The sequence below is a fragment of the Epilithonimonas hispanica genome, assembly GCF_003385395.1.
Classification (GTDB): domain Bacteria; phylum Bacteroidota; class Bacteroidia; order Flavobacteriales; family Weeksellaceae; genus Epilithonimonas; species Epilithonimonas hispanica.
Window position 1 is genome coordinate 18,688 of the sequence record NZ_QNUG01000005.1, and the last position, 24,234, is coordinate 42,921.

Genomic DNA, 24,234 nt, shown 5'->3' on the forward strand with positions numbered 1-24,234 from the left:
TAGTATCAAAAAAGCTTTTTATACTTTCTTTTTACTGTCTTAGAATTTTTAAAACAATTAATTAATTCTTCAAATAAACTTGTTTTCATTTTTCCCCAAATAGAAAAATCACTTCCTTCATTTGGATACATTTCTTTTAAAGCAAGAATATTATAGTCGTCAAGCTGGTGTCCATACAAAAGAGTTGGGAAGTCAAAAGATTTATTACAGTTTGTAATTATCTGATTTGGAGAAATAATAAAACAATTGAGATTAATAGAAGGTATTTCTACGCATCCATTTTCAATAGTTTCTTTTTGGGGAATAGAGTCTCTTCTTGTAGGTAATGATGCAATAATATTTTTGTAACCATCATTTTTCAAGACTACAAAATATTTTGGCTTTGCAGGATTCCCATTCTTAAAGTAGAATGGATCAAAATAAATGATATTACCTTCTTCAAACACTTAATTACACTCAATGAATTCGGAATAAATTTCTGATTTTCGTTCATCGTGAGAAATTAATTGACCCATATCAATTAGATATTCAGTATTATTGATTACTTCTTTTTCTAATAATTCTAATACATCATTTTTCTTAGCCGTATTATACCAAGGGGAGTTTATTCTATGCGTGTAAGATATCAACTCTTTTGCAGTTTTATTACCAAAATTTTTAATAACATTATTCATTAATTCGATATCGTTATCAGAAAACTCATCATCATTGAAATCTACTTTTGGTATAACGAAATTAATTCCATCTTCACTGCTTTTTTGAATGTAATCTTCAAGTAATTTCGGTTCTGAAGATAAATCAATAAATAACTCTTCAGATACAGGACCAAATTTCCAAACTTTATATTTCAAATTTAAAAAAGGAATTCCTGTTTTTTTTATTGAAATTTCGTCTAAAATATATAGAAGTTTTAAGAGTTTTGTTTTGGAAAGCTGGGGAATCATCTCACTTAAATATACAACAGTATTTCCAATTTTTTCTAATTGATTCTTGTTGAATTTAATGTAAGCTAATGTGTCCATATTTTTTGCAAAAATACGTAAATTATTTAATAATACAATTCTTATTGTTTTAATTTATTGCTTATTAAGTTTTTACAAGATGATGACGTGTTAAAAAACACTTACTTCAAAGCTTCAAAATACTGTTTCAAAATATCCGCATTATTACATCCTGAAGTCATTACTTCCAAGATTTTTGGTTTAGAATCCGGTTTGAAATAATTTGGTAAAACACGGTCAAGAGAAATTTCATCTTCAACTTTTATATAATCAAATCCAAAATTCTTTGCTAATAATTCAGCATTTCTATGATGTTGTGTTGCTATGAATTCATCCAAAGCATTAGTTCCACTTGGCCCAGGAATGATTTTGAAAATGTTACCTTCACCATTATTGAAAATCACAATTCTCGTATAAGGCGGGATGTACTGATTCCAAAGCCCATTGATATCATAGAAAAACGACAAATCGCCAGTAATTAAAATCGTTGGCTCATCTTCCATCATTGCAAATCCCATTGCCGTAGACGTACAGCCATCGATTCCACTGGTTCCACGGTTGCAGTACACATCATATTTTTGATATTCAAATAATTGTGCGTATCGAATTGCCGAAGAATTAGAAATATGAATTCTATAATTTTCAGGAATAATGTTCGACAATTGGTTGAAAAGATAGAAATCTGAAAAAGGAGCTTTGTTAAGATATTCCTCGTGTTTTGCATCTTTTTTATCTTTCAAAACATCCCAAAGATTGAAATAAGGTCTTGGTTCCAGATTAATGGATTTCAATAATTTGGAAAAGAAAATCTCTGGCTTAGTTTCAATTTTCTGAGTTAAAGCATAATAAGTGTCTGGTTGCCAATATTCATCGATATGCCAATGTTGCTTTGGTTTTGCTTTTCTCAAGAATTGTTTCACTCTTTTAGAAACTACATTCTGTCCGATTGTAATCAACAAATCCGGAGCATAAGTATGGTAATCTTCCTCAGAAAAATCCGTGATATAACGGTCGATATGAGCAAAAAATTTGTCGTGTTGAAGATTGGAATTCATTTCCGTTAAAACAACAACGCTATGATTTTTAACCAATTGAGAAAGCTGAGCTTCCAATTCCGGATTTGGAGACAAAGTTCCAGCCAAAATCATAATTCTTTTGGAAGTATGCCAATCAGCAACAAGATTGGAAGGTAACTCGTAATTCTTTTTCTGAATTGTTTTCTCAACAGCTGGCATTACAGGCAATTCTTCCAGCAGATTGTAAAGTGGTTCTGTCAAAGGAATATTGATGTGAACCGGTCCGCTTTTTTCGATGCATAATTCAACCGCTTTTTTGATGGTTTCAAAATTATAATCATCAGCGCCATCTTTTTCATCTTCCAACAGTTCGAAATCGCCGTAAGAATGTTGCTGGAAAATATTCTTTTGACGAATCGTTTGTCCGTCAAAAATATCCACAAAATCTGCAGGTCTATCTGCGGTCAAAACCAAAAGCGGCACATTCTGATAAAATGCTTCCACAATAGCCGGATAATAATTGGTAGCTGCAGAACCACTTGTACAAGTAATCGCTACAGGTTTTTTAATCGATTTTGAAATTCCCAAACCGACAAAAGCAGCCGCTCTTTCATCCACAATACTGTAACATTGGAACGCATCAATCTCGGAAAAATGAATCGCCAAAGGTGCGTTTCTGGAGCCCGGAGAAATGATGATTTTATCGATGCCGTATTGTTCAAGAATATGTGCGAGAATCTGGATGCTGCGTTTTGCGGAATATTGCTTCATTTGGGAAAATTACTGAGAAATAAATCAGTTTGCAAATTTAATGAAAAGCTTTTAACTCATTAATAATATATCTAGCAGATTGTCCAGATTTAGCCTATTATTAATTTATATAACAATTATGTTGATTGAAAAATTCCCGTGGTTAAATTTGAACTCTCAATACAATCTCTCTGCTTCTAGAATAATAAACTACACTCTCAAATAAAAAATAAGAGACTGAAAAGTTTCAAACTCTTATTTTAAATTTCTCCACCTAGACGAAGGAATCTTATGAAATATGAATGTTTCTATTTTATTTCTGACTCAAAAAATATTCTGCTTCCGCTTTCCCCCATTTTGGGTCAAGAGATGATTTTGATTTGTAAGTTCCAAATTGTTCAATAGCTTTTTTAAATAATTCTGCACCTTTTACTTTACTTCCACCAAATTGTTCTGGTGTGAAATATGCGTCTTCTGCTTGTAAAACTGTGATTCTTGGATTGTTTGGGTCTAGTTCCTGAGCTTTAGCCAAAGCTTGTTGTGCAACTGGAGCTTCAGTCATATATCTGGACATCGGATCTGCCATCATTTTCAGTCCGCTTGTCATTTTTTTCAGGATGAAAAGTTCAGCATTGTTTGGGCTTAATATTTCTGCTTTAGCAATATATTTCTCCGCATCGGCAGCAACTGGATCAAGTTCTGCTGTTTTTCCGGATTGCATCAATATTCTTCCTTTCTGAATCGTTGCAAATGCAGCATAATAATACGGTAACCATTCTTTAGATTCTTTAGTTCCGATTCTATCAAAATCATTAGCCAAAGCCGTGAATTCATCTGGTGTTTTGTGGTCTTCTACTTTAGCTATTTTTTCTGTCATAGCTTTTTCAAAAGCTGTTTGAGCAAAAGCCGTAAATCCTATTAAGGAAAGGCTGATTGTTAAGATTAATTTTTTCATATGAGAGTATTTTATTTGTTATTTTAAATTTCTGATTCAAAGATAGAATGATTGTTATTTCATTGAAATTTTATTCTACCGAACTGTTATTTTTGATGTCTGAACTGTTGATTACTTAAAACTCTCGCTGATTTTACAGATTTAGCTGATTGAATTAGTTAAGAAATTTCCTTGATTAGCTCAATCTGCGAGGAAATAAGTACTTAAAAAAATTGAATAATATACTTGAGAAAATAAACAATCGAATGTAAGTCTTTTATCTTTTCTCTATTATCTTTCTTCTAATTATTACAAATTATTATTAATAGCATCATTGGTCTTATCAACACCAAAACTTACAAAAACGCCTACAAAAACAAAAGTATTAACCGGCGGTCTTACGGCAGTTCTATTATTTCCATCTGCAGAATAATTATAGCCATAAATATTTTTATTTCCCAAAATATTATTGATACTCAAAACAAATACTGTAAAGAAATTTGAATCTTTCTTGCCGATACTCGGAACATAATTCACACTGAAATTCAATCCGCTATAATCTTTAAGTCTTCCTTGATGACGGACGACATTCTCTCCATTTTCCGAAACCAAATCATAATAAGGACGTCCTTTGGAATAAGTATAAGATAGATTAAATCCTGTTTTCCAGTCCATCACAAACTTCTTCGCCACAGCATTGAAAGTATGTTTTGATGCAAAATTCGGAGCTAAACTAAAAGGATAGTTTAAAAAGTCTCTTTTGGAATCCAGATAGGAATAAGTCAGCCAATAATCTATGTCTTTGAAGGTTTTCTTATCTCTCCAGAATAATTCAATTCCCGTAGCAAAACCTTTTCCTACATTACTATTCGCAATTTGATAATATTGGTTATTTGCCGAAGACACATTGTCTGTTAATGAAATGGTTTTAATCAAGTTATCATACTTTTTATAAAACGCTTCGAATCTCAAGCTTCTTCCATCCGCATTTTTTTGAACCTGAAAGATATAATGGTCAGCTCTCTGGAAATCAAAATTCTTACTGTAAAGATATTTACTTTCCGGATTTTGATAGAAGATTCCGTAAGCTAAAGACGTTGTCCAATCTCTGGAAATCCTGTAAGCTAACGCAGCTCTTGGTGAAAAATTCCATTTGTCGAGATAAGAAGAATGTTCTGATCTGGCTCCTATTTTTGCAGTCAGATTATTAGTGAAAATCAAATCAGTTTCTGCAAAAGTGGATGAAATCAAATCTTTATAATTGCGTTCAAAAGTTCCGTATTTCATTGTTTCATCTGCATTGTTCATTTCAAAACCAGCACGAATAATACTTGCTCTGTTGATTTTTCTTTCAACAACTGCTTTTACATTAATATAATTCGATTGATTATTAATTGGCGTATTAGATTGTTCAACATTATCCTTAAAAGTGGCAAAATTCAAATCGCTGAAATTGTAAGTATAAGAAGTTCCGATGTTCAGAAGATATTTCCCGAATTTCTCTCTGTAAGACAAATTGTGATACATATTCTGACCTTTCAGACTTACCATATTTTTGTCAGAATTCGTCTCCAAACTTTCCGAACTAACCGCCATTTTGTTTTCATCTACACTTCCGTAATATTTGATAAAACCTCCTTTTTTGGTTTTAATTCTAAAGTTCCCGTCAACTCCATAACCTTGAGGGTATTTGTCAAAATCTGTATTGAAGTTGAATAATTTTCCCATCAATCCAAAATTAGAATAACCGCCTGCAACGCCCCAAGAAGCTGTTTTTTCTTGATTCAGTTTTTGGTAATTAGCACTTAAAAAAATTGGAGAAATGCCAAAATCAAAAGAAGTCTGTTCAGGCAAATCAACACTTTCTAAAACTAAAACCGATGATAAAGCCTGACCATAAACCGCTGAATATCCGCCACTTGAAAATACATTCCCTTTAAACAAAGATGTGTTGAAACGGTCTCTCCCAGCAATTCCCGGCACCGAATTAGTGAAATAATTATTGACCAGATTGCCGTCCATAAAGATTTTAGTTTCAGCACCTGTTCCACCTCTTACGAACAATCCTTCGCTCTCTCCCACTTTCTGAACGCCGGGTAAATAACCTAAAGCTGAAGAAATCTGTCCATTCGCACCAGCTGTTGTATAAACATCCAAGGGCGTCAATAAAGCAGTCGCACGTTTCTTGTCGCTCGCTTCTATACTTCCGGCAGTAATTACGACCGCATTGATTTCACTAATTTGTTGTTTGAGATTAGCATTCATCGAAATATCTTTTCCTTCAATCTTTACAGGAAGTTCAATTTCATCATAATTTTGTCCTGAAAAAACCAAGGTTTTATCTCCAGTTTCTGTGGTCGTGAAAGTATAATTTCCACTAGCATCTGTAGTTGCTCCATCGTAAGTATCTTTAAGCGTTACATTGATGTCTTTCAATGCTTTATTCTTATAAGTCACTTTTCCGGAAACGGTAATTTGCGACCATAAACTGATTCCAATTACTAAAGTTAATAAGCTAAAAAGTTTACGTTGAGTTTTCATATGACTTAATTTTGACTCAAAGATATTTCGGCGAATGATAATATTAAATTAATTATGACCGAACCGTAGATATTGCTAACCGAATGGTAAATGTTTCACGTAAAACATTGACTTTATAATATTGGCTTTAAATTTGTTATATCGGAAAAATAATAATTAACTTTAAACAAATAAACTTTTTATAATGAAAAATCTAATACTTATTGGTATTGTGGGACTTACACTAGCTTCTTGCAAAACTATTTCAAAAGAATACATCATTCGTCCAAAATCTCATACAGAGACTCAGGGAACGGCTAATTTCAAGCAAAAAAAAGGTAAAGTCGAAATGGATTTGAGCGTTTTCAAATTAACACCAGGTCTTCACGCTGTTCACATCCACGAATTTGGAAATTGCGGTGCAACAGATGCTTCTTCTGCAGGCGGACATTGGAATCCTTCAAAAGACGACCACGGAAAATGGGATACAGAACATTTCCATATGGGAGATATTGGAAACCTAGATGCTAAAAAAGACGGTCGGGCACGATTGGTCTTTACCACTGATAAATGGTGTCTTGGTTGTGATGACCCAATGAAAAATATCATTGGAAAGGCCATTGTAATCCACGCAGGAGTTGATGATTTCCATACGCAACCGACTGGAAATGCGGGCGGAAGAGTTGGGTGTGTCGAGATAAAATAGGTTAGACTTTTGAGAAAATAGACTGATAGATGATAGATTCTAAACAGAAAGTCTTTTATCTATTAGTCTAAAAAACTATATTTCAAAACTTTGGAAAGCATCAATGATATGATGAATTTCCAAAGTTTTTTGTTTGTTTGGAAGTACCGAAATAATATCAAACCGGATTTCTTTATCAATATTATTTTCCTCAATGAAATAATTGGAAGCTGATATTAACAATTTGATTTTCTTCTTGTTAACTGCTTCTTGAGGTTCCAGAAAAGCATCGGTATTTCTGGCTTTTACTTCTACGATAATTATTTGATTTTCAAATTCCGCAATGATATCAACTTCTGCTTTGAGGTAACGGAAATTGCGAACCAAAATTTTATATTGATTCTTAACTAAAAAATCAACTGCTAAATCTTCAGCTATTTTGCCAAAATCGTTGTGGTCAGCCATTGTAGATTACGATTGATGAAATTCAACAATAACTTTTTTACCAACTTTCAGATTGATTTCTGAGCCAATTATCAACGGTCTGTTATCAAAAATATGTCCGTTTGGAAAGCCAAAAACTGTTGGAACATCATATTTGGAGACTCTGTCAGCAATTAATTGATAAGCAAATGAATCGAAGGATTCTTCATATTCTTTGTTCTCGGTTTCTTTTCCCATATTGGTCATTCCTCCAATGATTAATCCTTTGATTTTTTTGAAAACGTCCGCTAATTCCAGACTCATTATCATTCGGTCCAGCGCATAAAAATTCTCGCCAATATCTTCTATGAATAAAATTTTATCTGTGAAATCAAAGGAATAACTGGTTCCTAAAAGTGCATAAACCAACGCAAGATTTCCACCAACCAGAATTCCGGAAGTCTCTCCTACTCTATTATTTGGATTTGAATCTATTTTATAATTGAGTTTCTTGCCTTTCAGAATATCAAAAATCAATTCATAACTTTCTTCTGTAACGCCAAAACTTGAAGTTTTAATGGTTTGTCCGTGGATAGATGCAAAACCTTTTTTCAACAAATAGCTTTGAATAACCGTATTGTCAGAATAACCGATATAACATTTTGGATTTTTCTTGAACTCAGTTAGTTTCAAATCCTGCAAAAGATGCTGACAACCATAACCACCTCTTGAAGTCCAGACTGCAGAAATCTCTTTGTCATTTAAAGCCCAATTGATATCGTTTATTCGCTGTTTCTCGGTTCCGGCGTATGAATAGCCGTTTTGGTATTTTGTGTAGAGATTTTCGCCTAAAATAGGTTCGTAACCTTTGGATTTGATTAATTCTAAAGTTTTTTCCAATTGCGGAATCTCAACAGAACCTGCCGGTGAAATAATGGCTATTTTATCTCCTTTTTTGAGCGGTTTTGGGAAAATAATATTTTGCATTTGTGTATTTTTGATGTATTTGATTTAACGCAAAGGTCGCAAAGATTTTTTTATTTTATTGAAAATATTTTAGGGTCACAAAGACGCTTCGCTCAGCAAAAATTCTCAAGTTATTTTGTCATTGCATAGGAATCTCATCCATTTAGATTCATACTGAATGACAAAATTGGGTTTATATGTTAACCGTCGATTTATGTTGAATCTGCAACCCGACTTGAACTATTGAGCCCTTCGACAAGCTCAGGATAAACTACAGGCGGATAAGTTGTCCAAATAATTCTACTTAATCTTCGGCTGCTGTTTTTCTGCTCGTTCTAATTTCTCGTCGAACTTATTGAACTTTTTGAAGCTTTGAAGGAAAATAAAAAAACTGAATAATATCAAAATACAACCTACTGCTTTCCTTATTTTATTGGCTACTCTTTGATTAAGCTTATCGTGGAATTGCTTTGCTAAAAGAATTTTGGAAAGGTCTATAAGAAGATATGTTCCAATTACAATCCCAATGTAAAGGACAAAATCCTGAACTCTCGGATATTCTTTCCGAACAGAAAGAACTGTTACTAACCAAAAAAGAACAACACCAATGTTAAGTAAATTGAGTAAAAAGCCGTTAAGGAAGGTTTTGAAATAATTCTGATCGATGAGTTTTTCTTCGCCTTCGATATGCATTTTGGTTCTGGAAAGCAACATATAAATGGCATAAATCAAGATGAGAAACGCCGAAATCCGGTAAAATCCGGGATGTTTATCAATAAGACTTACCAAATCAGCGCTGGCGTAATAACTGACAACGATACAAAGTAAATCAGCAGAAACTACTCCGATATCCAAAGCAATGGCGTGTCTTGGACCGCGGGAAAAACTGGTTTCTATCAGTAGGAAAAAAATAGGTCCAATAAAGACCAAACTTAGCATTATTCCTAATCCGACAGCGTATAAAATGAGTTCGAGCATTTTTTTTAAATTTCAGAACCGGCTGTAAAAATAGAGATTTAAAATTTAAGATACTCTGATAAATTGAAGTTAATATAACTTATCTCGCAGATTTTGCTAATTGAGCAGATTTTTATTGATATTCTAAATCTGTAAAATCAAAATAATCTGCGAGAGTTTTTCTAAGGTTATAAAATTGAATCTCAGTAAGAAATTAATTCTAATTGACAATCTTAAAATCCAGTTGCTTAGCAATCAAATTAGCTTTTACAACTTTTATTTTTACCTCGTCTCCAAGTTGATAAGTATTGCCTGTTCTTGAACCGATAATCGCATAATTTTTCGCATCCAAAGAATAAGAATCGTCCACTAAATCGCGCAGTTTTATCATTCCTTCTGCTCCATTTTCCGGAATTTCTACCCAGAAACCATATTCTGCAACACCGGAAATAACACCTGAGAAAACTTCGCCAACGTGGTCTTCCATAAATTTGACTTGCATAAACTTGATGCTTTCTCTTTCCGCTTCAGAAGCTAATCTTTCCATTGCTGAACAATGTTTTGCCTTCTCTTCCACTTCCTCTTTATTTGGCGATTTTCCACCGTCCAAATAATGCTGTAACAATCTATGCGCAATCAAATCCGGATAACGACGAATTGGCGATGTAAAGTGCGAATAATATTCGAAGCCAAGTCCGTAATGTCCAATCGGGTCTGTGGAATAAACCGCCTTGCTCATACTTCTCATTGCCAAAGTTTCAATCATATTTTCTTCGCCTTTGCCTTTGACATCACTCAATAATTTATTCAAAGATTCAGCGACTTTTTGGGTATTTGCCAAATCCATTTTGTAACCGAAAGTTCTTACGAAATCTCGCAAAGCGGTTAATTTCGCTGGGTCTGGGTCATCGTGAATTCTATAAATGAAAGTGTTTCCAGTTGGTTCATTTCTTTTATTTAATGAAATGAATTCGGAGACTTTTTTATTCGCCAAAAGCATAAATTCTTCAATCAAGTGATTGGAATCTTTACTGACTTTAAAGTAAACGCCAATCGGTTTGTTATTTTCATCCAGATTGAATCTCACCTCGCTCCTATCAAACGTAATCGCACCATTTTTGATACGTTCCGCTCTCATTATTTTGGCTAATTTATCCAGCTGAAGAATTTCCTCAACCAAGTCTCCTTCTCCAGTTTCTATTCTTTCCTGAGCTTCTTCGTAAGCAAATCTTCTGTCCGAATGGATAACTGTTCTACCAAACCATTGTTTATGGATTTTCGCATCTTCATCCAGTTCGAAAACGGCTGAGAAAGTGAATTTATCTTCATTTGGTCGCAAAGAACAAACATCGTTACTCAAAACTTCCGGAAGCATCGGCACTACTCTATCAACCAGATAAACTGAAGTTGCTCTGTTATAAGCTTCTTCATCCAAAATCGTCCCAGGTTTCACATAATGAGAAACATCCGCAATGTGAACGCCGATTTCCCAAAGTCCATTTTCTAATTTTCTAATAGACAAAGCATCATCAAAATCTTTAGCATCTTTCGGGTCAATCGTAAATGTCAGAATATCACGCATATCCCAACGTTTTGCGACTTCATCTGCATTGATACTTCTGTCGATTTGGTCTGCATCGTGTTCCACTTCTGGTGGGAAATTGTAAGGCAAACCATATTCTGCTAAAATCGAATGAATTTCTGTTTCGTGGTCTCCTGGAGCACCAAGAACAGTTGTGATTTCACCTTCTGGGTTTTTGCTTCCAGGTTTCCATTCCAGCATTTTTACGATCACTTTATCGCCATCTTCTGCGCCATTAAAATGGTTTTTGGAAATGAAAATATCAGTATTCAATTTCTTCTTATCCAAAACAACAAATCCGAAATCTTTGTCCGAAATCTTCTGAAAAGTTCCAACAAAAATTTCTTTTGCTCTTTCCAAAACTTCTACCACAGAACCCTCCAGCTTTTTGCCTTTGAAATTGTAAGTAACAATCAGGACTTTGTCGCCTTGTAAAGCATCTTTTACATTTTTCTGATGGACGAAGATATCATCATTGATTCCTTCCACTTTTACATAAGCATTTCCGGATTGATTGAAATCTATAACACCTGTCAAAGTCCCTTCTATATTGAGGTTAACAATATATTTTCCTTTCTCAGTTTCTTTGATTTTCTGACTTGCCAAGAGTCTGTGAAGCGCCTGAATTACCAGCTCTCTTTGTCTTGGATTTTTATAATCTATACCTTCCGCAATCTGTTTGTAATTGTAGATTTTAGAAGTTTTCTGATTCATAAAACGAATAATTTTCCTTCCGATATCCAGAAGTTTTTGGTCGTTTTTATGACTTATATGTTTTTTGTTTTTCATTGTTTAAAATTTAAAATTCATCTTCATTTGTATCCAATAACAATAATCCTAAAACAGGATTTAATTTTTATTAAAGATAAAATAAAATAGGGGAGTTTGGGGAAACCTTTGTATTAATTTATGGTTTCGTGAGAAAGAACTTTCTCTGTGAAATGCGTTGCAAAGATACAACTTTATTAATAATTGGATTTTTTCATCTTAATTCAAATAAAAAAGACTTACAAAATTGTAAGTCTTTATATCTAGCAGAATGCGATTTTATCAACTCGGTTCTGATGTCTTCCACCTTCGAAATCAGTTGTGAGGAATTTATCTACAATCTCGAAAGCCAATTCTTTTGAAATGAATCTCGCCGGAATCGAAATCATATTCGCATCATTATGTTGTCTTGCAAGAGAAGCAATTTCCGGCATCCAACAAAGTGCACATCTTATTTTCTGATGTTTGTTTGCTGTGATTTGAACACCATTTCCACTTCCACAAACTAAGATTCCTAATTCGTTTTCTCCTTTTTCCACAGAACTTGCAGCAGGATGTACAAAGTCGGGATAATCTACAGAATCAGTAGAGTAGGTTCCAAAATCCTGAACTTCATATTTACCTTCGAGGTATTTTTTTATCAATTCTTTGTACTCAAAACCGGCGTGGTCTGCGGCTATTGCAATCTTTTTCATTTTTATTTACTTATTATTTTTAATGGTAAAATGGAATCTCTTATAAGCGATTTCATTTCCTTTTTTTAATTATTCATTTATTTCAGTATAAAATTACTACATATTTTGCAATTGTTGTCACTATATTTTAATAGAATTAATAATAATATCTTATATTAAGTAATTATATATCAACATAATTAATATTATAATATATAAAAATCAAACAATTTTTGATATTATTAATTAATAGATAATAGATTGTTAGAAATTGTTAGAAAACCTGTGGATAACTTCTTTTAAATAATTCTTTTAATTGTAAAACAAATTTTGTAATGAAAACTGTCGACAAATATTTTAACAAAATTTTTAGAAAACTTTTATTGGAGATTCCCTTCATTTATCCGCAAGATGGTTTTGAATAATGAGTTGATTTTAAATTTATCAACAATTGTTGATAACATCATTAATCTATTGATTTAAAGAACATTAGAACTGTTAAAAAAGTCTTAATTAATCTACATTTATTGTGATAAAATATTTAAGATTTATTTATCCCCATACTCTCGTCTACAACAATAAACTACAATCTTATTTTTTTTAAAAAGAAAAAAAAAGTTGTTTATGATTGTAAGAAAAGTTTGTGGAATTTTTTTGAGAATAAAATTTCCGAAAGGAAGGAATAAGTTTTAAATTTGTGAAACAAAGAGAGGAGGAGTGATTTCAAATCTCAATAAAAACCTTAAATATATTTTAAATGAAAACAATTAAAGATTTCGATTTTAAAAACAAAAAAGCTTTAATAAGAGTTGATTTCAATGTTCCTCAGGATGAGAATCTTAATGTGACAGATAATACAAGAATCGTTGCTGTAAAACCTACAGTTGATAAAATCTTGGCTGACGGTGGTTCTGTTATATTAATGACGCACCTTGGGAGACCAAAAGGAGAGGTGAATGACAAATATTCTCTTAAACACGTTTTGAGCGAAGTTTCTAAAGTTCTTGGTCAGGATGTTAAGTTTGTGGTGGAATCAGTAGGAGAGAAGGCTGAACAGGCTGCTGCTGAACTTCAGGCTGGAGAAATTTTATTACTGGAAAATCTACGTTTTCATAATGAAGAAGAAAAAGGTGATGAAGCTTTTGCAGAAAAGCTGTCTAAATTAGGTGATGCTTACGTGAATGATGCCTTCGGAACTGCTCACAGAGCACACGCTTCTACAGCTGTAATTGCTAATTTCTTTCCTTCTACTAAATTTTTCGGTTTACTAATGGAAAAAGAATTAGTAGCGATTGATAAAGTTCTAAAATCTGGTGAAAAGCCTGTAACTGCGATACTTGGAGGTTCTAAAGTTTCTACAAAAATTACGATTATAGAAAATATTCTACCTGCAGTTGATAACTTAATTATTGGTGGTGGGATGTCTTTTACGTTTATCAAAGCGCTTGGTGGAAAGATAGGACAATCTATTGTTGAAGATGATAAATTGAATCTTGCTATAGAAATTTTGGCTAAAGCAAAAGAACATAACGTAAATGTTTATCTTCCTACGGATGTTGTAATTGCAAATGATTTTAATAATGATGCAGAGAGAAGAGATGCTGATATTAACGAGATTCCTGAAGATTGGCAAGGTTTGGATGCAGGTCCAAAATCTAGAGAAATCTTTAACGATGTTTTGATGAATTCTAAAACAATTCTTTGGAATGGACCTATCGGAGTTTTTGAAATGTCAAATTTTGCTGCTGGAACTAAAGCTTTAGGAGATAGTATTGCAGAAGCTACCAAATTGGGTGCTTTCTCATTAGTTGGAGGAGGAGACAGTGTTGCATTTGTAAAACAATTTGGTTATTCTGATAAAGTGAGTTATGTTTCAACTGGAGGAGGAGCAATGTTAGAAAGTTTGGAAGGCTTAGAACTTCCAGGAGTTGCTGCAATTAACAAATAGAAATTTACTTTTCTACATAAATTAAAAAACCGACAATTTTTGTCGGTTTTTATTTTGTCTATACTTAAATAAGTTTCAGTAAAAATTTTTTAAGCGATTCTCAGGGATTTCAAATGAAAATCAAATATGACTTATATTTTTCCAAATTTTTTAAATTATTAACAATTTTCAAACATTATGTCTAGAAATTACGTTTTAGAATTATAGTAAAAATCTTTTTTCTTTGAGATCTATTATTAAACTTTAAAAATTAGTTCTAAAAAATTTTATATAAAAATTATCTTCAAAATGTTTAATTTTTAGTTCAATTTTTTTCAAGTCCTATTTATTAATAGAATAGGAGTATTATTTTATTTAAAATATATTTTGGGTTTTATACGATTGTTATATAATTCTCTGGATGATACAGTAATTTAATTTTTACCTTTTCTGTGTAAATGTATTTTATTTAATAGGAGTTTTTAAAGTTTATTCTTTTAAATAATAAAAACCGACTTATTAATTGTCGGGTTTTATTTTCTTTATACTTGAATAAGTTTTAATAAAAATTTTTTAAGCGATTCTCAGCGATTTAAATTGAAAATAAAAAATGACTGAAATTTTGCTAAATTTTGTATTTATTAACAACTTTTGCACAAAATGGTTAAAAATTGACCTTCATAAATATATCAAAAATCGATTTTCTATTTTTTTTCGATAATATATATCAAACTTGAAAATTCGTTCGAAAAAAGTGCTTTTACATTAGAAATCGTTCCGTGAAACACAGCTTTTAGCCAAAAAAGAGGTGATTTCTTATATTTTTCACTCAACATCGAGATATAAAATGAATCGAGTAGGAGAGGTTTGATTTTTCTTAATTTCCAATCTGGATTTTTAGAAATCAGATTTTCCATTCCATTTTTTGAAAAATGATAGATGTGTCTTGGTACATCATACGCTGCCCAAAATTCTTTATAGTGTTTCGCATCATAAGAAGTTGGATTTGGAACAGCAATAATTAATAATCCTTTTTCATTTAATTTCTGGTGAAAAGCTTTTAACATCTCGCTTTGATTTTCGATATGCTCGAAAACGTGCCAAAGAGTAATTGCATCTAAGCTCTGATTGTCAATTAAGTTTAAATCATCAATAATTTTTGCTTTTTGAGTTTTATTGATTGTTGCATTTCTGGCATCTGAATCTGGTTCAAATCCAAAAGTTTGAAAATCATTTTCAATATATTTTACAAATTCTCCGGCTCCGCAACCATAATCTAAAACGTTAGAACCTTTTTTAATTCTATCAATAAGTATATTTTTTTTGTATTGAAGATTAAAAGACTGTAGAAATTTATAAAGTTTTTCTTTCAAACTTCCCGAATCCTGATAATGCGAAATATAATCTTCGCTCTCATAATATTTTGAAATATTAGATGGAATAGGAGAGGTTTTGAAAACACCTTTTGTTTCTGTTTCTACAATTTCAAATTCTTCTTGTGTAAGAAAATGGTCTTTAATTTTCATATTTTAATTCAAAGTTTAAAGTTCAACATTCAAAATTTCAAACTCGAAATACTGAACTTTTAATGCTAAATGTTTCACGTGGAACATTGCTAATTATCTTCCTAAATAAATCAACAAAACATTAATATCTGCTGGTGAAACACCACTGATTCTTCCTGCTTGAGCAATGGTTTTAGGTTTTACTTTCGCCATTTTTTGTTTAGCTTCAGCAGAAAGAGAGGTGATTTTGGAATAATCAAAATCTTCAGGAATTCTAATAGTTTCTAATCTATTTAGTTTAGCAACATTTTCCTTTTCTTTCTCTATGTAACCTTTGTATTTGATATTGATTTCTGCCTGTTCTCTTACTTCATCTTTGTAAGTTGAAGCAACATCTTTTATTGCCTCAATTGCTTCTAATCTTTCCAAAGTCATATTAGGACGTGTTAAGATTTGAGCTGCTCTGTAAGCTTGGTCAACAGGAGAGGATTCAATTGTTTCAAGAATAGGATTAATAATTCCTGGTTTAAGCGAAGTTTCTCTTAGAAATGCCTCTAATTCTTCACTTTTAGCGATTTTTTCTTCAACTTTTCTAAGTCTGTTTTCTTTAGCTAAACCAAGCTTATAAGCCTTTTCAGTTAATCTGATATCCGCATTATCTTGTCTTAAAAGCAATCTATATTCTGCTCTGGAAGTGAACATTCTGTAAGGTTCTTCAGTTCCTTTTGTAATCAAATCATCAATTAAAACTCCGATATAAGCTTCATCTCTATTTAAAATAAATTCTCCTTTATCGTGAACTTTATTATGAGCATTGATTCCTGCAATTAAACCTTGTCCTGCAGCTTCCTCATAACCCGTTGTTCCATTAATTTGACCAGCAAAATAAAGGTTTTCAACCAGTTTTGTTTCTAAGGTATGGTTCAGTTGGGTAGGAGGGAAGTAATCGTATTCAATAGCATAACCTGGTCGGAAAACTTTTACGTTTTCGAAACCTGGAATATGTTTCATCGCTTTGATTTGAACATCTTCTGGAAGTGAAGAACTGAATCCATTCACATAGATTTCCACAGTTTTCCAACCTTCTGGTTCCACAAATAATTGATGTCTGTTTCTCTCAGCAAAACGGTTGATTTTATCTTCAATACTTGGACAATATCTTGGGCCTAAACTTTGAATTGTTCCATTAAACATCGGACTTCTGTCAAATCCTTCACGTAAAATATCGTGTACAGTTTCGTTTGTATAAACGATATGACAGCTTAATTGTTTGGTTAACTTAGGTGTGTCTAAATAACTGAATTTCTGAGGATTTTCATCGCCTTTTTGTTCTTCCATTTTGGAATAATCTAAGCTTCTTCCGTCCACTCGAGGAGGAGTTCCAGTTTTCATTCTACCAGCTTCAAAACCTAAAGAAACTAATTGTTCAGTAATTCCAAAAGCTCTTGGTTCTCCCATTCTTCCACCGCCTAATTGTTTGTCTCCAACGTGAATTAATCCATTCAGGAAAGTTCCGTTCGTTAAAACAACAGATTTAGCTTTGATTTCGATTCCAAGAGAAGTTATAACACCTGCAACTTTGTTATTTTCGATGATGAGTTGCTTTACCATATCTTGGAAAAAGTCAAGATTAGGTGTGTTTTCAAGTGCTAAACGCCATTCTTCTGCAAACATCATTCGGTCATTTTGTGTTCTTGGAGACCACATTGCAGGACCTTTGGAGAGATTCAGCATCTTGAACTGGATTGCAGACTTATCCGCTACAATGCCAGAATAACCTCCCATTGCATCTATTTCTCTTACAATTTGTCCTTTTGCAATTCCTCCCATTGCAGGATTACAGCTCATTTGTCCAATGGTTTGCATATTCATTGTAACAAGGAGTGTTTTTGAACCAAGATTGGCAGCAGCAGCAGCAGCCTCGCAACCTGCGTGACCAGCTCCAACTACAATTACGTCGTATATTTCGCTTATCATATTCTATATTTTAAAGGTAATGTTTCACGTGGAACATTGACCGTAATATTGGAACTAGCCCCGAGTGAATCAATATTATTTATTTTATTGAATCGTCGAAGCTCATTCTTCGCTTTGTAGCGGTTACCCCGCAACTAGCTTTTGGAAAAACATTGGCGTGAGGAGTATGAGCGGAAAGCGGGAAATAGCTCCTAAAAATTTTTAAATTGATTGATATAAAAATCTTCTTTTGCTCGCATTTGGGTTTGTTCTTCCTCGGTTTTATCCTTGTATCCGCAAAGATGAAGAATCCCGTGAGCCAAAACGCGATTGAATTCTGATTCAAAGTTTTGAGATAGGGTAGAGGCGTTGTCCAAAATGCGCGGCAAAGATACGAAAATATCTCCCGAAATGGTTTTTCCCTTCACATAGTCAAATGTGATGATGTCTGTGTAATAATCGTGATCGAGATAATCTTGATTAACCTTAAGAAGATAATCGTCATCACAAAAGATGTAATTGATTTCTCCAGGCTTTTTGTTTTCTGAAATAATAAGGTTTTCCAACCATTTTGAAGTGTCTGGATGAATATCTCGAGAATCGATATTTTCGAAAAAATAGTTTATCATTTTATTAAAACCAATGTCCTAAAATGACACTGAATACGCCTTTATGTTTGTTAAGTGATTTGCTGTAATTGATTTTTATCTGTCCAAATGGTGATTTGTAACCTGCCGTAAGTCCAACAGAGCTGTAATTAAGTTTCGCTGCTTCTTCGAATTTTATAGAACTGAACATATTTGCCAAACTGAAATTACCAACTAAAAAATAGTTTTTGCTAAATCTCAACTGGAAATCATTGGATGCAATAAAAATATTGTTATCTGACAAAGAAGCGAATTGATAGCCATTCAATCTTTTGAAATTGACAATAGATTGTTCAAAAATCCCACCAACTCTGTATTTATAAAATGATGGCAGAGTTTCTTCTCCAATAGTAATTCCTCCATAAAGATTTAAACGATAAGTGAACATCTTTGATATAAAGAAATTCATTTTGATATCCGCTTTGATAGTAATTGGTTTTTTCTCTAAGTCTGAATTGAAAAGGTCTATAATTTTTCCTTCAGCATTAAGATAAAATCCTCTTGTTGGGAAATCTTTATCGTTTTGAGTATCGCTTTTCAAAAATAAATATGGACTTAGGTATTTTTCTACATTTTTGTTGGTACCATTCATATTACTTTCAAAATAATCATGACTGATACCTCCGCCAATTGCAAATTTGTCTTTCCATACAGATTGCAAAAAGATCTCGTTTCTGAACCAATCCCAAGTTTCTGTGATATTATTATCAAAGTTTTTGAGATCAAAAGTCATCCCTGTAGAATAAATTCCAAAACCTGGAATGTAACCGTTATCAATAAAATAATTAAAATAATATCGAGGATTATCTCCAATCACAACATCAACTGACAAGTTTGAATTTCTAAAAAGAAGACGTTTTGCAGAATAATTAAGCAAAAGTCCAGTCTTGAAAACTTCGTCATAATGAAGTCCAAATTTCAAAAAATGGCGAGAATCGTCCTCGGTAACATATAGTTTAAGATAACTTCCATTATTTTCCTGAACGATGTCGTAATTGATAAACTTATAATTGTTGGTTGCATACAGTTTATCAATCATCTTGTTGATGCTTCCATAAGTCTGCATAGAAGGCAATGTAAGCCCCATTTTTCCACGAACATAGTTGGACTTATATATTCTGCCATTTTCCACGACAAGACTGTCTATTTTGTAAACACTGGAATAGATTGGATTGATAGAAGACCTTACCCTTTGGAAATTACGTTTGGGTAATTCGTTCAAAATATCAACATATTTTTGAGCTTCTACATAACCGCTGTCAAGGATTTTTCGTTTGTCATCGTAACTTGTAGCAGTCATTCCTGTAAGGTTCGGTTTGATATTGATATCGGTGTATTTATATTGATTTTTCGTTTCTTTTTGAATCCCGAAATCAATGATTTGATTCAGAATAGAAATAATGTTGTTCAGGTTTTCACGCTTTGCTAAAGGTTGATTAAGGTCAACGCCAATCACGATATCAATTCCCCTATCTTTAAGAGGTTTTGAAGGAAAATTAACCGTCATTGCGCCGTCAACATAAAGACTATCTCCAATTTTTACAGGGTCTAAAAGCGAAGGAAAAGCAGAGCTAGCCATAATGGAAGAAACCAAATCTCCCTTTTCAAAAATTTTCATTTCGCCACTTTCAAGATTGGTTCCAATACACATAAACGGAATTGGAAGCTTGGAAAAATTATCAATATTGGATACATTTCTAAGCAATTCTTTCAACATATAAACATTTCTCTGTCCCGTACTAATGGAAGATGGAAAAGAAATTTTTCCGTTTTTAAGAGGAACTGTGAACAGATATTTATCGACATTTTTATTGAAAAAACTGGTTTCCTGTCTTGTTTTAGGTTCTGTTATTAAGGAATAAAAATCCGTATCCATTACAATTTTCTCAATATCTTTACCTGTGTAGCCGGAAGCGTATAAACCGCCGACAATCGCACCCATACTTGTTCCGGAAATATAGTCGATTTTAACGCCAAGAGAATCTAAGACTTTCAAAACTCCAACGTGCGTAAAACCTTTTGCGCCTCCACCGGAAAGAGACAATCCAATTCTCGGATTTTTGGGAATGACAAGATTTTCTTTTACCTGAGAATAACTCATCAGATAAGCGAGAAAGGTAACCAAATAAAAGAGTTTCTTAGTCATTTGTTAATTTTTTATATAGATTCTTTTGACTCTTGGAGAAATCGAAGTTAATACTTCATAAGTAATTGTACCACAATATTTTGAAAATTCTTCAAGTGTTGGGTTTGAATTAAAAATCGTTACAGAATCGCCTTCTTTTGCAACAACATTATCTACATCAATCATCATCATATCCATACAAATACTTCCGACAATTGGACTAAGTTTATTATTAATTCCAACATTTCCAACTTTATTTCCAATTAATCTCGGAATTCCGTCTGCATAACCAACCGGAATTGTCGCAATTTTGGTATCGTGTTCAGCTTTGAATCTTCTACTATAACCAACTGATTCTCCTATTTTAACTTCTGAAATTTGTGAAATTACAGTTTTAAAACTAACAGAATGTTGAAGTTGTTTTTTAATGTCAGGATTCGAAGTTTCTCCAATCATTCCGATTCCAATTCTTACCATATTGTATTGATAATCAGTATAATTGGTGATTCCGGAAGAATTTAAGATATGTCTTATTGGCTGATAACCCAATTTTTCAATCAAATAACTCGAATTTTTTTCAAATGTTTTTAATTGATTCAAAGTAAATTCTTTTTCGTCAGGCATGTCAGAAGAAGATAAATGACTAAAAATACTCTGAACTTTGACATTCATCGAGTTTAATTTTTCAATTAATTCATCTAATTCAAAATCCTTAAAACCAAGGCGATGCATTCCTGTTTCCAGCTTGATATGAATCGGATATTTCTGTTGATTTCCAGATTTTATCAATTGTTCATTGAATAATTCTAAAACCCGAAGACTGTAGATTTCGGGTTCCAGATTATATTCAATAACGCTGTCGTAGCTGTGCTGTTCAGGATTCATCACAATTATCGGAGTTGTGATTCCTTTTTTTCTTAATTCAACACCTTCGTCTGCAAATGCAACACCAAGATAATCAATATGATGATGTTGGAGAAATTCGGAAATTTCATAACTTCCTAAACCATAAGCATTTGCTTTTACCATTGCCATCATTTTAGTTTCAGGTTTTAGCAAAGATTTATGGAAATTAATGTTATGAAGAATGGCGTTGAGATTGATTTCCAAAACTGTATCGTGTTTTCTGAGTTCAAGAATTTCTTTGATTTTTTCAATCTCGAATTTCCTTGCACCTTTCAGAAGAATGACTTGGTTTTCTAAATCATTAATGACTTTACTTTCAATGAATTGATTGGTATTATTAAAAGTAAAAGTTTCAGAATTAAATAATTTATAAAACGAGCTAATTTCCTCGCCAATCAAGAAAACTTTATCGAATTTTTGTTCGTTAACCAGCTCAGAAACTTCAGAATATAGTTCTTCCGAATTCTCATTAGAATCCAAAATATCTGTTAGAATCAGAGAGTTTTTAGGTTTGTTATATTCGCCGATAAACTGAAAAGCAATTTTCAAAGAATCCAAATCCAGATTGTATGAATCATTGATAATCAAATTATTTCTAATTCCTTCGATGCTTTCAAGACGCATTTCAATCGCTTTGAGTGCATCGATTTTTTCTTTGATTTGAAGATTTGGCAAGTTGAACTCTTTCAGAATTCCAATCAAAGCCAAAACATTTGTTAAAGTCGCTTCATCTCTTTGATTAATTGGTAAAGAAAATTCTTCCTCAAAATATTTGATTTTAATATCCTGAGTTCGGTCATTAACATCAGACATTATCGTAATATTATTATTACTTTTTAATCCGTATGATATTAATTTTTTACTTGAATATAATTGATTGATTAATTTGTTTGTCAATTCGTTATCAGAATTAAAAAATATAATTTCTGATTGTTTGAATAACTTCAATTTCTCATTAATTAATTCTTCTTCAGAACTGAAGTTTGCTGAATGAGCAGTTCCAATATGTGTCAATAATCCAATCTTTGGATGGAAAACATTTTCCTGTTTTTCCATTTCGTCCGGCTTGGAAATTCCAACTTCGAAGATTCCTAATTCGTGCTTTTTATCGATTTGCAATATTGATAAAGGCAAACCGATTTGAGAATTAAAACTTTTCGGACTTTTAACTGTAACAAACTCATTAGAAAGACATTGATAAAGCCATTCTTTCAGAATCGTTTTTCCGTTACTTCCGGTAATTCCAATCGAATTGATATCAGAATGTTCAAAATGATATTTGGCAAGTGTTTGCAAAAACTCAACGGAATTTTCTGTAATGATTTGATTGATAGAAGAATTGTCGATTTTATTTTCAGTAATAATAGTATCAATTCCTTTTTCGATAACAGTTTCTATATATTTCTGTCCGGAATTTTTTTTGGTGCTTATCGCAAGAAACGCAGTATTTTTTGTAGAATAAATCGTTCGGCTGTCAAACGCCAAATTTTTGATTTTGATATCTTGATTTCCAACGATTTCCGATTTTGTTATTTCGGATATTTGTTTTAAAGTGTAATTCACTTTTCAGTAATTGTTTTGTAATTAGAATCTGGATTTCGAAAATTATTAATCATATTCAAAAGATTGATTTGATTTCCTGCAATCTCATAAATAATAGAATTATGTTTGGTAATCAATAATTTATGAAAATCCGTATCTTCATATTTCTGATGAATTAAATTCCCATTTTTAAGCAATGAAATTTTTCTCTCCAGAATCTCATAAAAATCTTCCAATACATCGAATCCCCAATTTTCTATAAGAAAATCTTCCAGATTTTCTAAATCTGACTTCGCTCTATTTGTCCAAAAGATGTTCATTTCTCTTTCTTGCAATTCTTTCTTTTGCTTCACTCATAACAACAGAATGTTCGGTTATTCTGCCGTTTTTAACATCTTCCAAACCTTCGTCAATAGCCTTTAGAATATCATCTTTTGAAGTAACTTCAGGGTCGATAATTTCCGCAATCTTGAGCAACTCTTCCGGATTGAATTTCTTTTCTTTCATTTTTCTAAAAAATGTAGGTTCAGAAATTCCGCTTTTCTCAATGATATATTTGATTTTAAAAGGAGAGTTCTTCAAAATCTCATCAATGGAATTACTTATTTTTATATAATTTTTAATTTCTAATATCATTTTGTAAGAGTTTTTACTATTAAAATTTAAACAAATTTAATTAAAATAATGATATTAATCTTTATTGATTCTCAAAACTTCATCCACAAAAACTCTTCTGCTCACAGCATCGTAAGCTTCAGTTTCTCCAAGTTCCACCAATTCTGTTCCTGCAGAAGTTCTCATTGAATAATTGGCAAGATTTCCTGTTCTTTTACATATTGCGTGCACTTTGGTCACATATTCAGCAGTTGCCATAAGATTGGGCATTGGTCCAAAAGGACGACCAAGAAAATCCATATCCAATCCTGCAATCACAACCCGGATTCCGTTGTTTGCTAATTGATTAGCTACGTCAACAATGCTTTCATCGAAAAACTGCGCTTCATCTATCGCAACCACATCACAATTAGAGCCCAACAAAAGAATTTCGGAAGGACTTTCCACAGATGTACTTCGGATTTTCGTCTTATTATGCGAAACGACATCTTCATCAGAATATCGTGTATCAATTTTCGGTTTGAAAATCTCGACATTCTGGCCAGCCATTTCTGCGCGACGAAGTCTTCTGATGAGTTCTTCCGTCTTTCCGGAAAACATAGAACCGCAGATAACTTCCATCCAACCGCTTTGTTTGGAATGATTAATTGTATTTTCTAAAAACATTATTAATTTAGCAAAAAATTGTTTTAAAATTATAAAAGAAAAAACTTGATGAAACCTTTTTGGGAACAA

20 protein-coding genes are annotated in these 24,234 nt (G+C 32.5%); 2 read left to right on the forward strand and 18 right to left on the reverse strand.

All coding sequences use genetic code 11. From position 1 onward, the window contains the following. Window positions 1–5: 5 nt before the first annotated feature. The 5 genes from DRF58_RS03010 to DRF58_RS03030 all read right to left on the reverse strand — a co-directional run bounded on the left by DRF58_RS03010 (window position 6) and on the right by DRF58_RS03030 (window position 6,242). On the reverse strand, window positions 6–446 hold the full coding sequence (locus DRF58_RS03010; protein ID WP_116032683.1) for a hypothetical protein: 441 nt from the start codon (window positions 444–446) through the stop codon (window positions 6–8). Then, entirely contained in the window at window positions 447–1,022 is a 576-nt protein-coding gene (locus tag DRF58_RS03015; RefSeq protein WP_116032684.1) for a Panacea domain-containing protein, read from the reverse strand. A gap of 101 nt (window positions 1,023–1,123) precedes the next feature. Further along, window positions 1,124–2,788 (reverse strand): 2-succinyl-5-enolpyruvyl-6-hydroxy-3-cyclohexene-1-carboxylic-acid synthase, encoded by a 1,665-nt coding sequence (gene menD / locus DRF58_RS03020; protein ID WP_116032687.1) that lies wholly within the window; start codon window positions 2,786–2,788, stop codon window positions 1,124–1,126. Window positions 2,789–3,080: 292 nt separating this feature from the next. Further along, on the reverse strand, window positions 3,081–3,722 hold the full coding sequence (locus tag DRF58_RS03025; RefSeq protein WP_116032689.1) for a tetratricopeptide repeat protein: 642 nt from the start codon (window positions 3,720–3,722) through the stop codon (window positions 3,081–3,083). A 288-nt stretch (window positions 3,723–4,010) separates the two neighbouring features. Continuing rightward, on the reverse strand, window positions 4,011–6,242 hold the full coding sequence (locus DRF58_RS03030; protein ID WP_116032691.1) for a TonB-dependent receptor: 2,232 nt from the start codon (window positions 6,240–6,242) through the stop codon (window positions 4,011–4,013). A 184-nt stretch (window positions 6,243–6,426) separates the two neighbouring features. Here DRF58_RS03030 and DRF58_RS03035 point away from each other — a divergent pair, with 184 nt between their 5' ends. After that, window positions 6,427–6,927, forward strand: a complete 501-nt coding sequence (locus DRF58_RS03035) for a superoxide dismutase family protein (RefSeq protein ID WP_116032693.1) — start codon at window positions 6,427–6,429, stop codon at window positions 6,925–6,927. A 75-nt stretch (window positions 6,928–7,002) separates the two neighbouring features. Here DRF58_RS03035 and DRF58_RS03040 read toward each other — a convergent pair whose 3' ends face one another. The 5 genes from DRF58_RS03040 to rpiB all read right to left on the reverse strand — a co-directional run bounded on the left by DRF58_RS03040 (window position 7,003) and on the right by rpiB (window position 12,297). Next, window positions 7,003–7,371 carry a YraN family protein gene (locus DRF58_RS03040; protein WP_116032696.1) on the reverse strand — a complete coding sequence of 123 codons (369 nt, stop codon included), beginning with the start codon at window positions 7,369–7,371 and terminating at the stop codon, window positions 7,003–7,005. A 6-nt stretch (window positions 7,372–7,377) separates the two neighbouring features. Next, window positions 7,378–8,316 (reverse strand): S66 peptidase family protein, encoded by a 939-nt coding sequence (locus DRF58_RS03045; protein WP_116032699.1) that lies wholly within the window; start codon window positions 8,314–8,316, stop codon window positions 7,378–7,380. Window positions 8,317–8,595: 279 nt separating this feature from the next. Continuing rightward, window positions 8,596–9,273 (reverse strand): LysE family translocator, encoded by a 678-nt coding sequence (locus DRF58_RS03050; protein WP_116032701.1) that lies wholly within the window; start codon window positions 9,271–9,273, stop codon window positions 8,596–8,598. 199 nt (window positions 9,274–9,472) lie between these two features. Further along, entirely contained in the window at window positions 9,473–11,623 is a 2,151-nt protein-coding gene (gene rnr / locus DRF58_RS03055; RefSeq protein WP_116032704.1) for a ribonuclease R, read from the reverse strand. A gap of 242 nt (window positions 11,624–11,865) precedes the next feature. Continuing rightward, the gene (gene rpiB, locus DRF58_RS03060) at window positions 11,866–12,297 is read right to left on the reverse strand and encodes a ribose 5-phosphate isomerase B (RefSeq protein WP_116032706.1); all 432 of its coding nucleotides are present in this window, start codon (window positions 12,295–12,297) and stop codon (window positions 11,866–11,868) included. A gap of 736 nt (window positions 12,298–13,033) precedes the next feature. Between rpiB and DRF58_RS03065 the strand changes: the two genes are divergently transcribed. After that, window positions 13,034–14,224 carry a phosphoglycerate kinase gene (locus DRF58_RS03065; RefSeq protein ID WP_116032708.1) on the forward strand — a complete coding sequence of 397 codons (1,191 nt, stop codon included), beginning with the start codon at window positions 13,034–13,036 and terminating at the stop codon, window positions 14,222–14,224. A 683-nt stretch (window positions 14,225–14,907) separates the two neighbouring features. Here the strand turns inward: DRF58_RS03065 and DRF58_RS03070 are convergent. The 8 genes from DRF58_RS03070 to DRF58_RS03105 form a co-directional block, all read right to left on the reverse strand. Beyond that, the gene (locus tag DRF58_RS03070) at window positions 14,908–15,729 is read right to left on the reverse strand and encodes a class I SAM-dependent methyltransferase (protein ID WP_116032711.1); all 822 of its coding nucleotides are present in this window, start codon (window positions 15,727–15,729) and stop codon (window positions 14,908–14,910) included. A gap of 93 nt (window positions 15,730–15,822) precedes the next feature. Beyond that, window positions 15,823–17,685 carry a tRNA uridine-5-carboxymethylaminomethyl(34) synthesis enzyme MnmG gene (gene mnmG / locus DRF58_RS03075; protein WP_116032713.1) on the reverse strand — a complete coding sequence of 621 codons (1,863 nt, stop codon included), beginning with the start codon at window positions 17,683–17,685 and terminating at the stop codon, window positions 15,823–15,825. Window positions 17,686–17,876: 191 nt separating this feature from the next. Further along, the gene (gene ybeY / locus DRF58_RS03080) at window positions 17,877–18,293 is read right to left on the reverse strand and encodes an rRNA maturation RNase YbeY (protein WP_116032715.1); all 417 of its coding nucleotides are present in this window, start codon (window positions 18,291–18,293) and stop codon (window positions 17,877–17,879) included. 4 nt (window positions 18,294–18,297) lie between these two features. Next, window positions 18,298–20,457, reverse strand: coding sequence for a patatin-like phospholipase family protein (locus DRF58_RS03085; RefSeq protein WP_116032718.1), 2,160 nt, complete (start codon window positions 20,455–20,457; stop codon window positions 18,298–18,300). Window positions 20,458–20,460: 3 nt separating this feature from the next. Then, window positions 20,461–22,905 carry a bifunctional UDP-N-acetylmuramoyl-tripeptide:D-alanyl-D-alanine ligase/alanine racemase gene (locus tag DRF58_RS03090; RefSeq protein WP_116032720.1) on the reverse strand — a complete coding sequence of 815 codons (2,445 nt, stop codon included), beginning with the start codon at window positions 22,903–22,905 and terminating at the stop codon, window positions 20,461–20,463. Continuing rightward, the gene (locus DRF58_RS03095) at window positions 22,902–23,204 is read right to left on the reverse strand and encodes a type II toxin-antitoxin system RelE/ParE family toxin (protein ID WP_116032722.1); all 303 of its coding nucleotides are present in this window, start codon (window positions 23,202–23,204) and stop codon (window positions 22,902–22,904) included. Before DRF58_RS03095 ends, DRF58_RS03090 begins: the two co-directional genes overlap by 4 nt. Beyond that, the gene (locus tag DRF58_RS03100) at window positions 23,182–23,520 is read right to left on the reverse strand and encodes a hypothetical protein (protein WP_116032724.1); all 339 of its coding nucleotides are present in this window, start codon (window positions 23,518–23,520) and stop codon (window positions 23,182–23,184) included. The genes DRF58_RS03095 and DRF58_RS03100 overlap by 23 nt, the downstream gene beginning before the upstream one ends. 54 nt (window positions 23,521–23,574) lie before the next feature. Continuing rightward, entirely contained in the window at window positions 23,575–24,165 is a 591-nt protein-coding gene (locus DRF58_RS03105) for a thymidine kinase (protein ID WP_116032888.1), read from the reverse strand. Window positions 24,166–24,234: the final 69 nt, after the last annotated feature.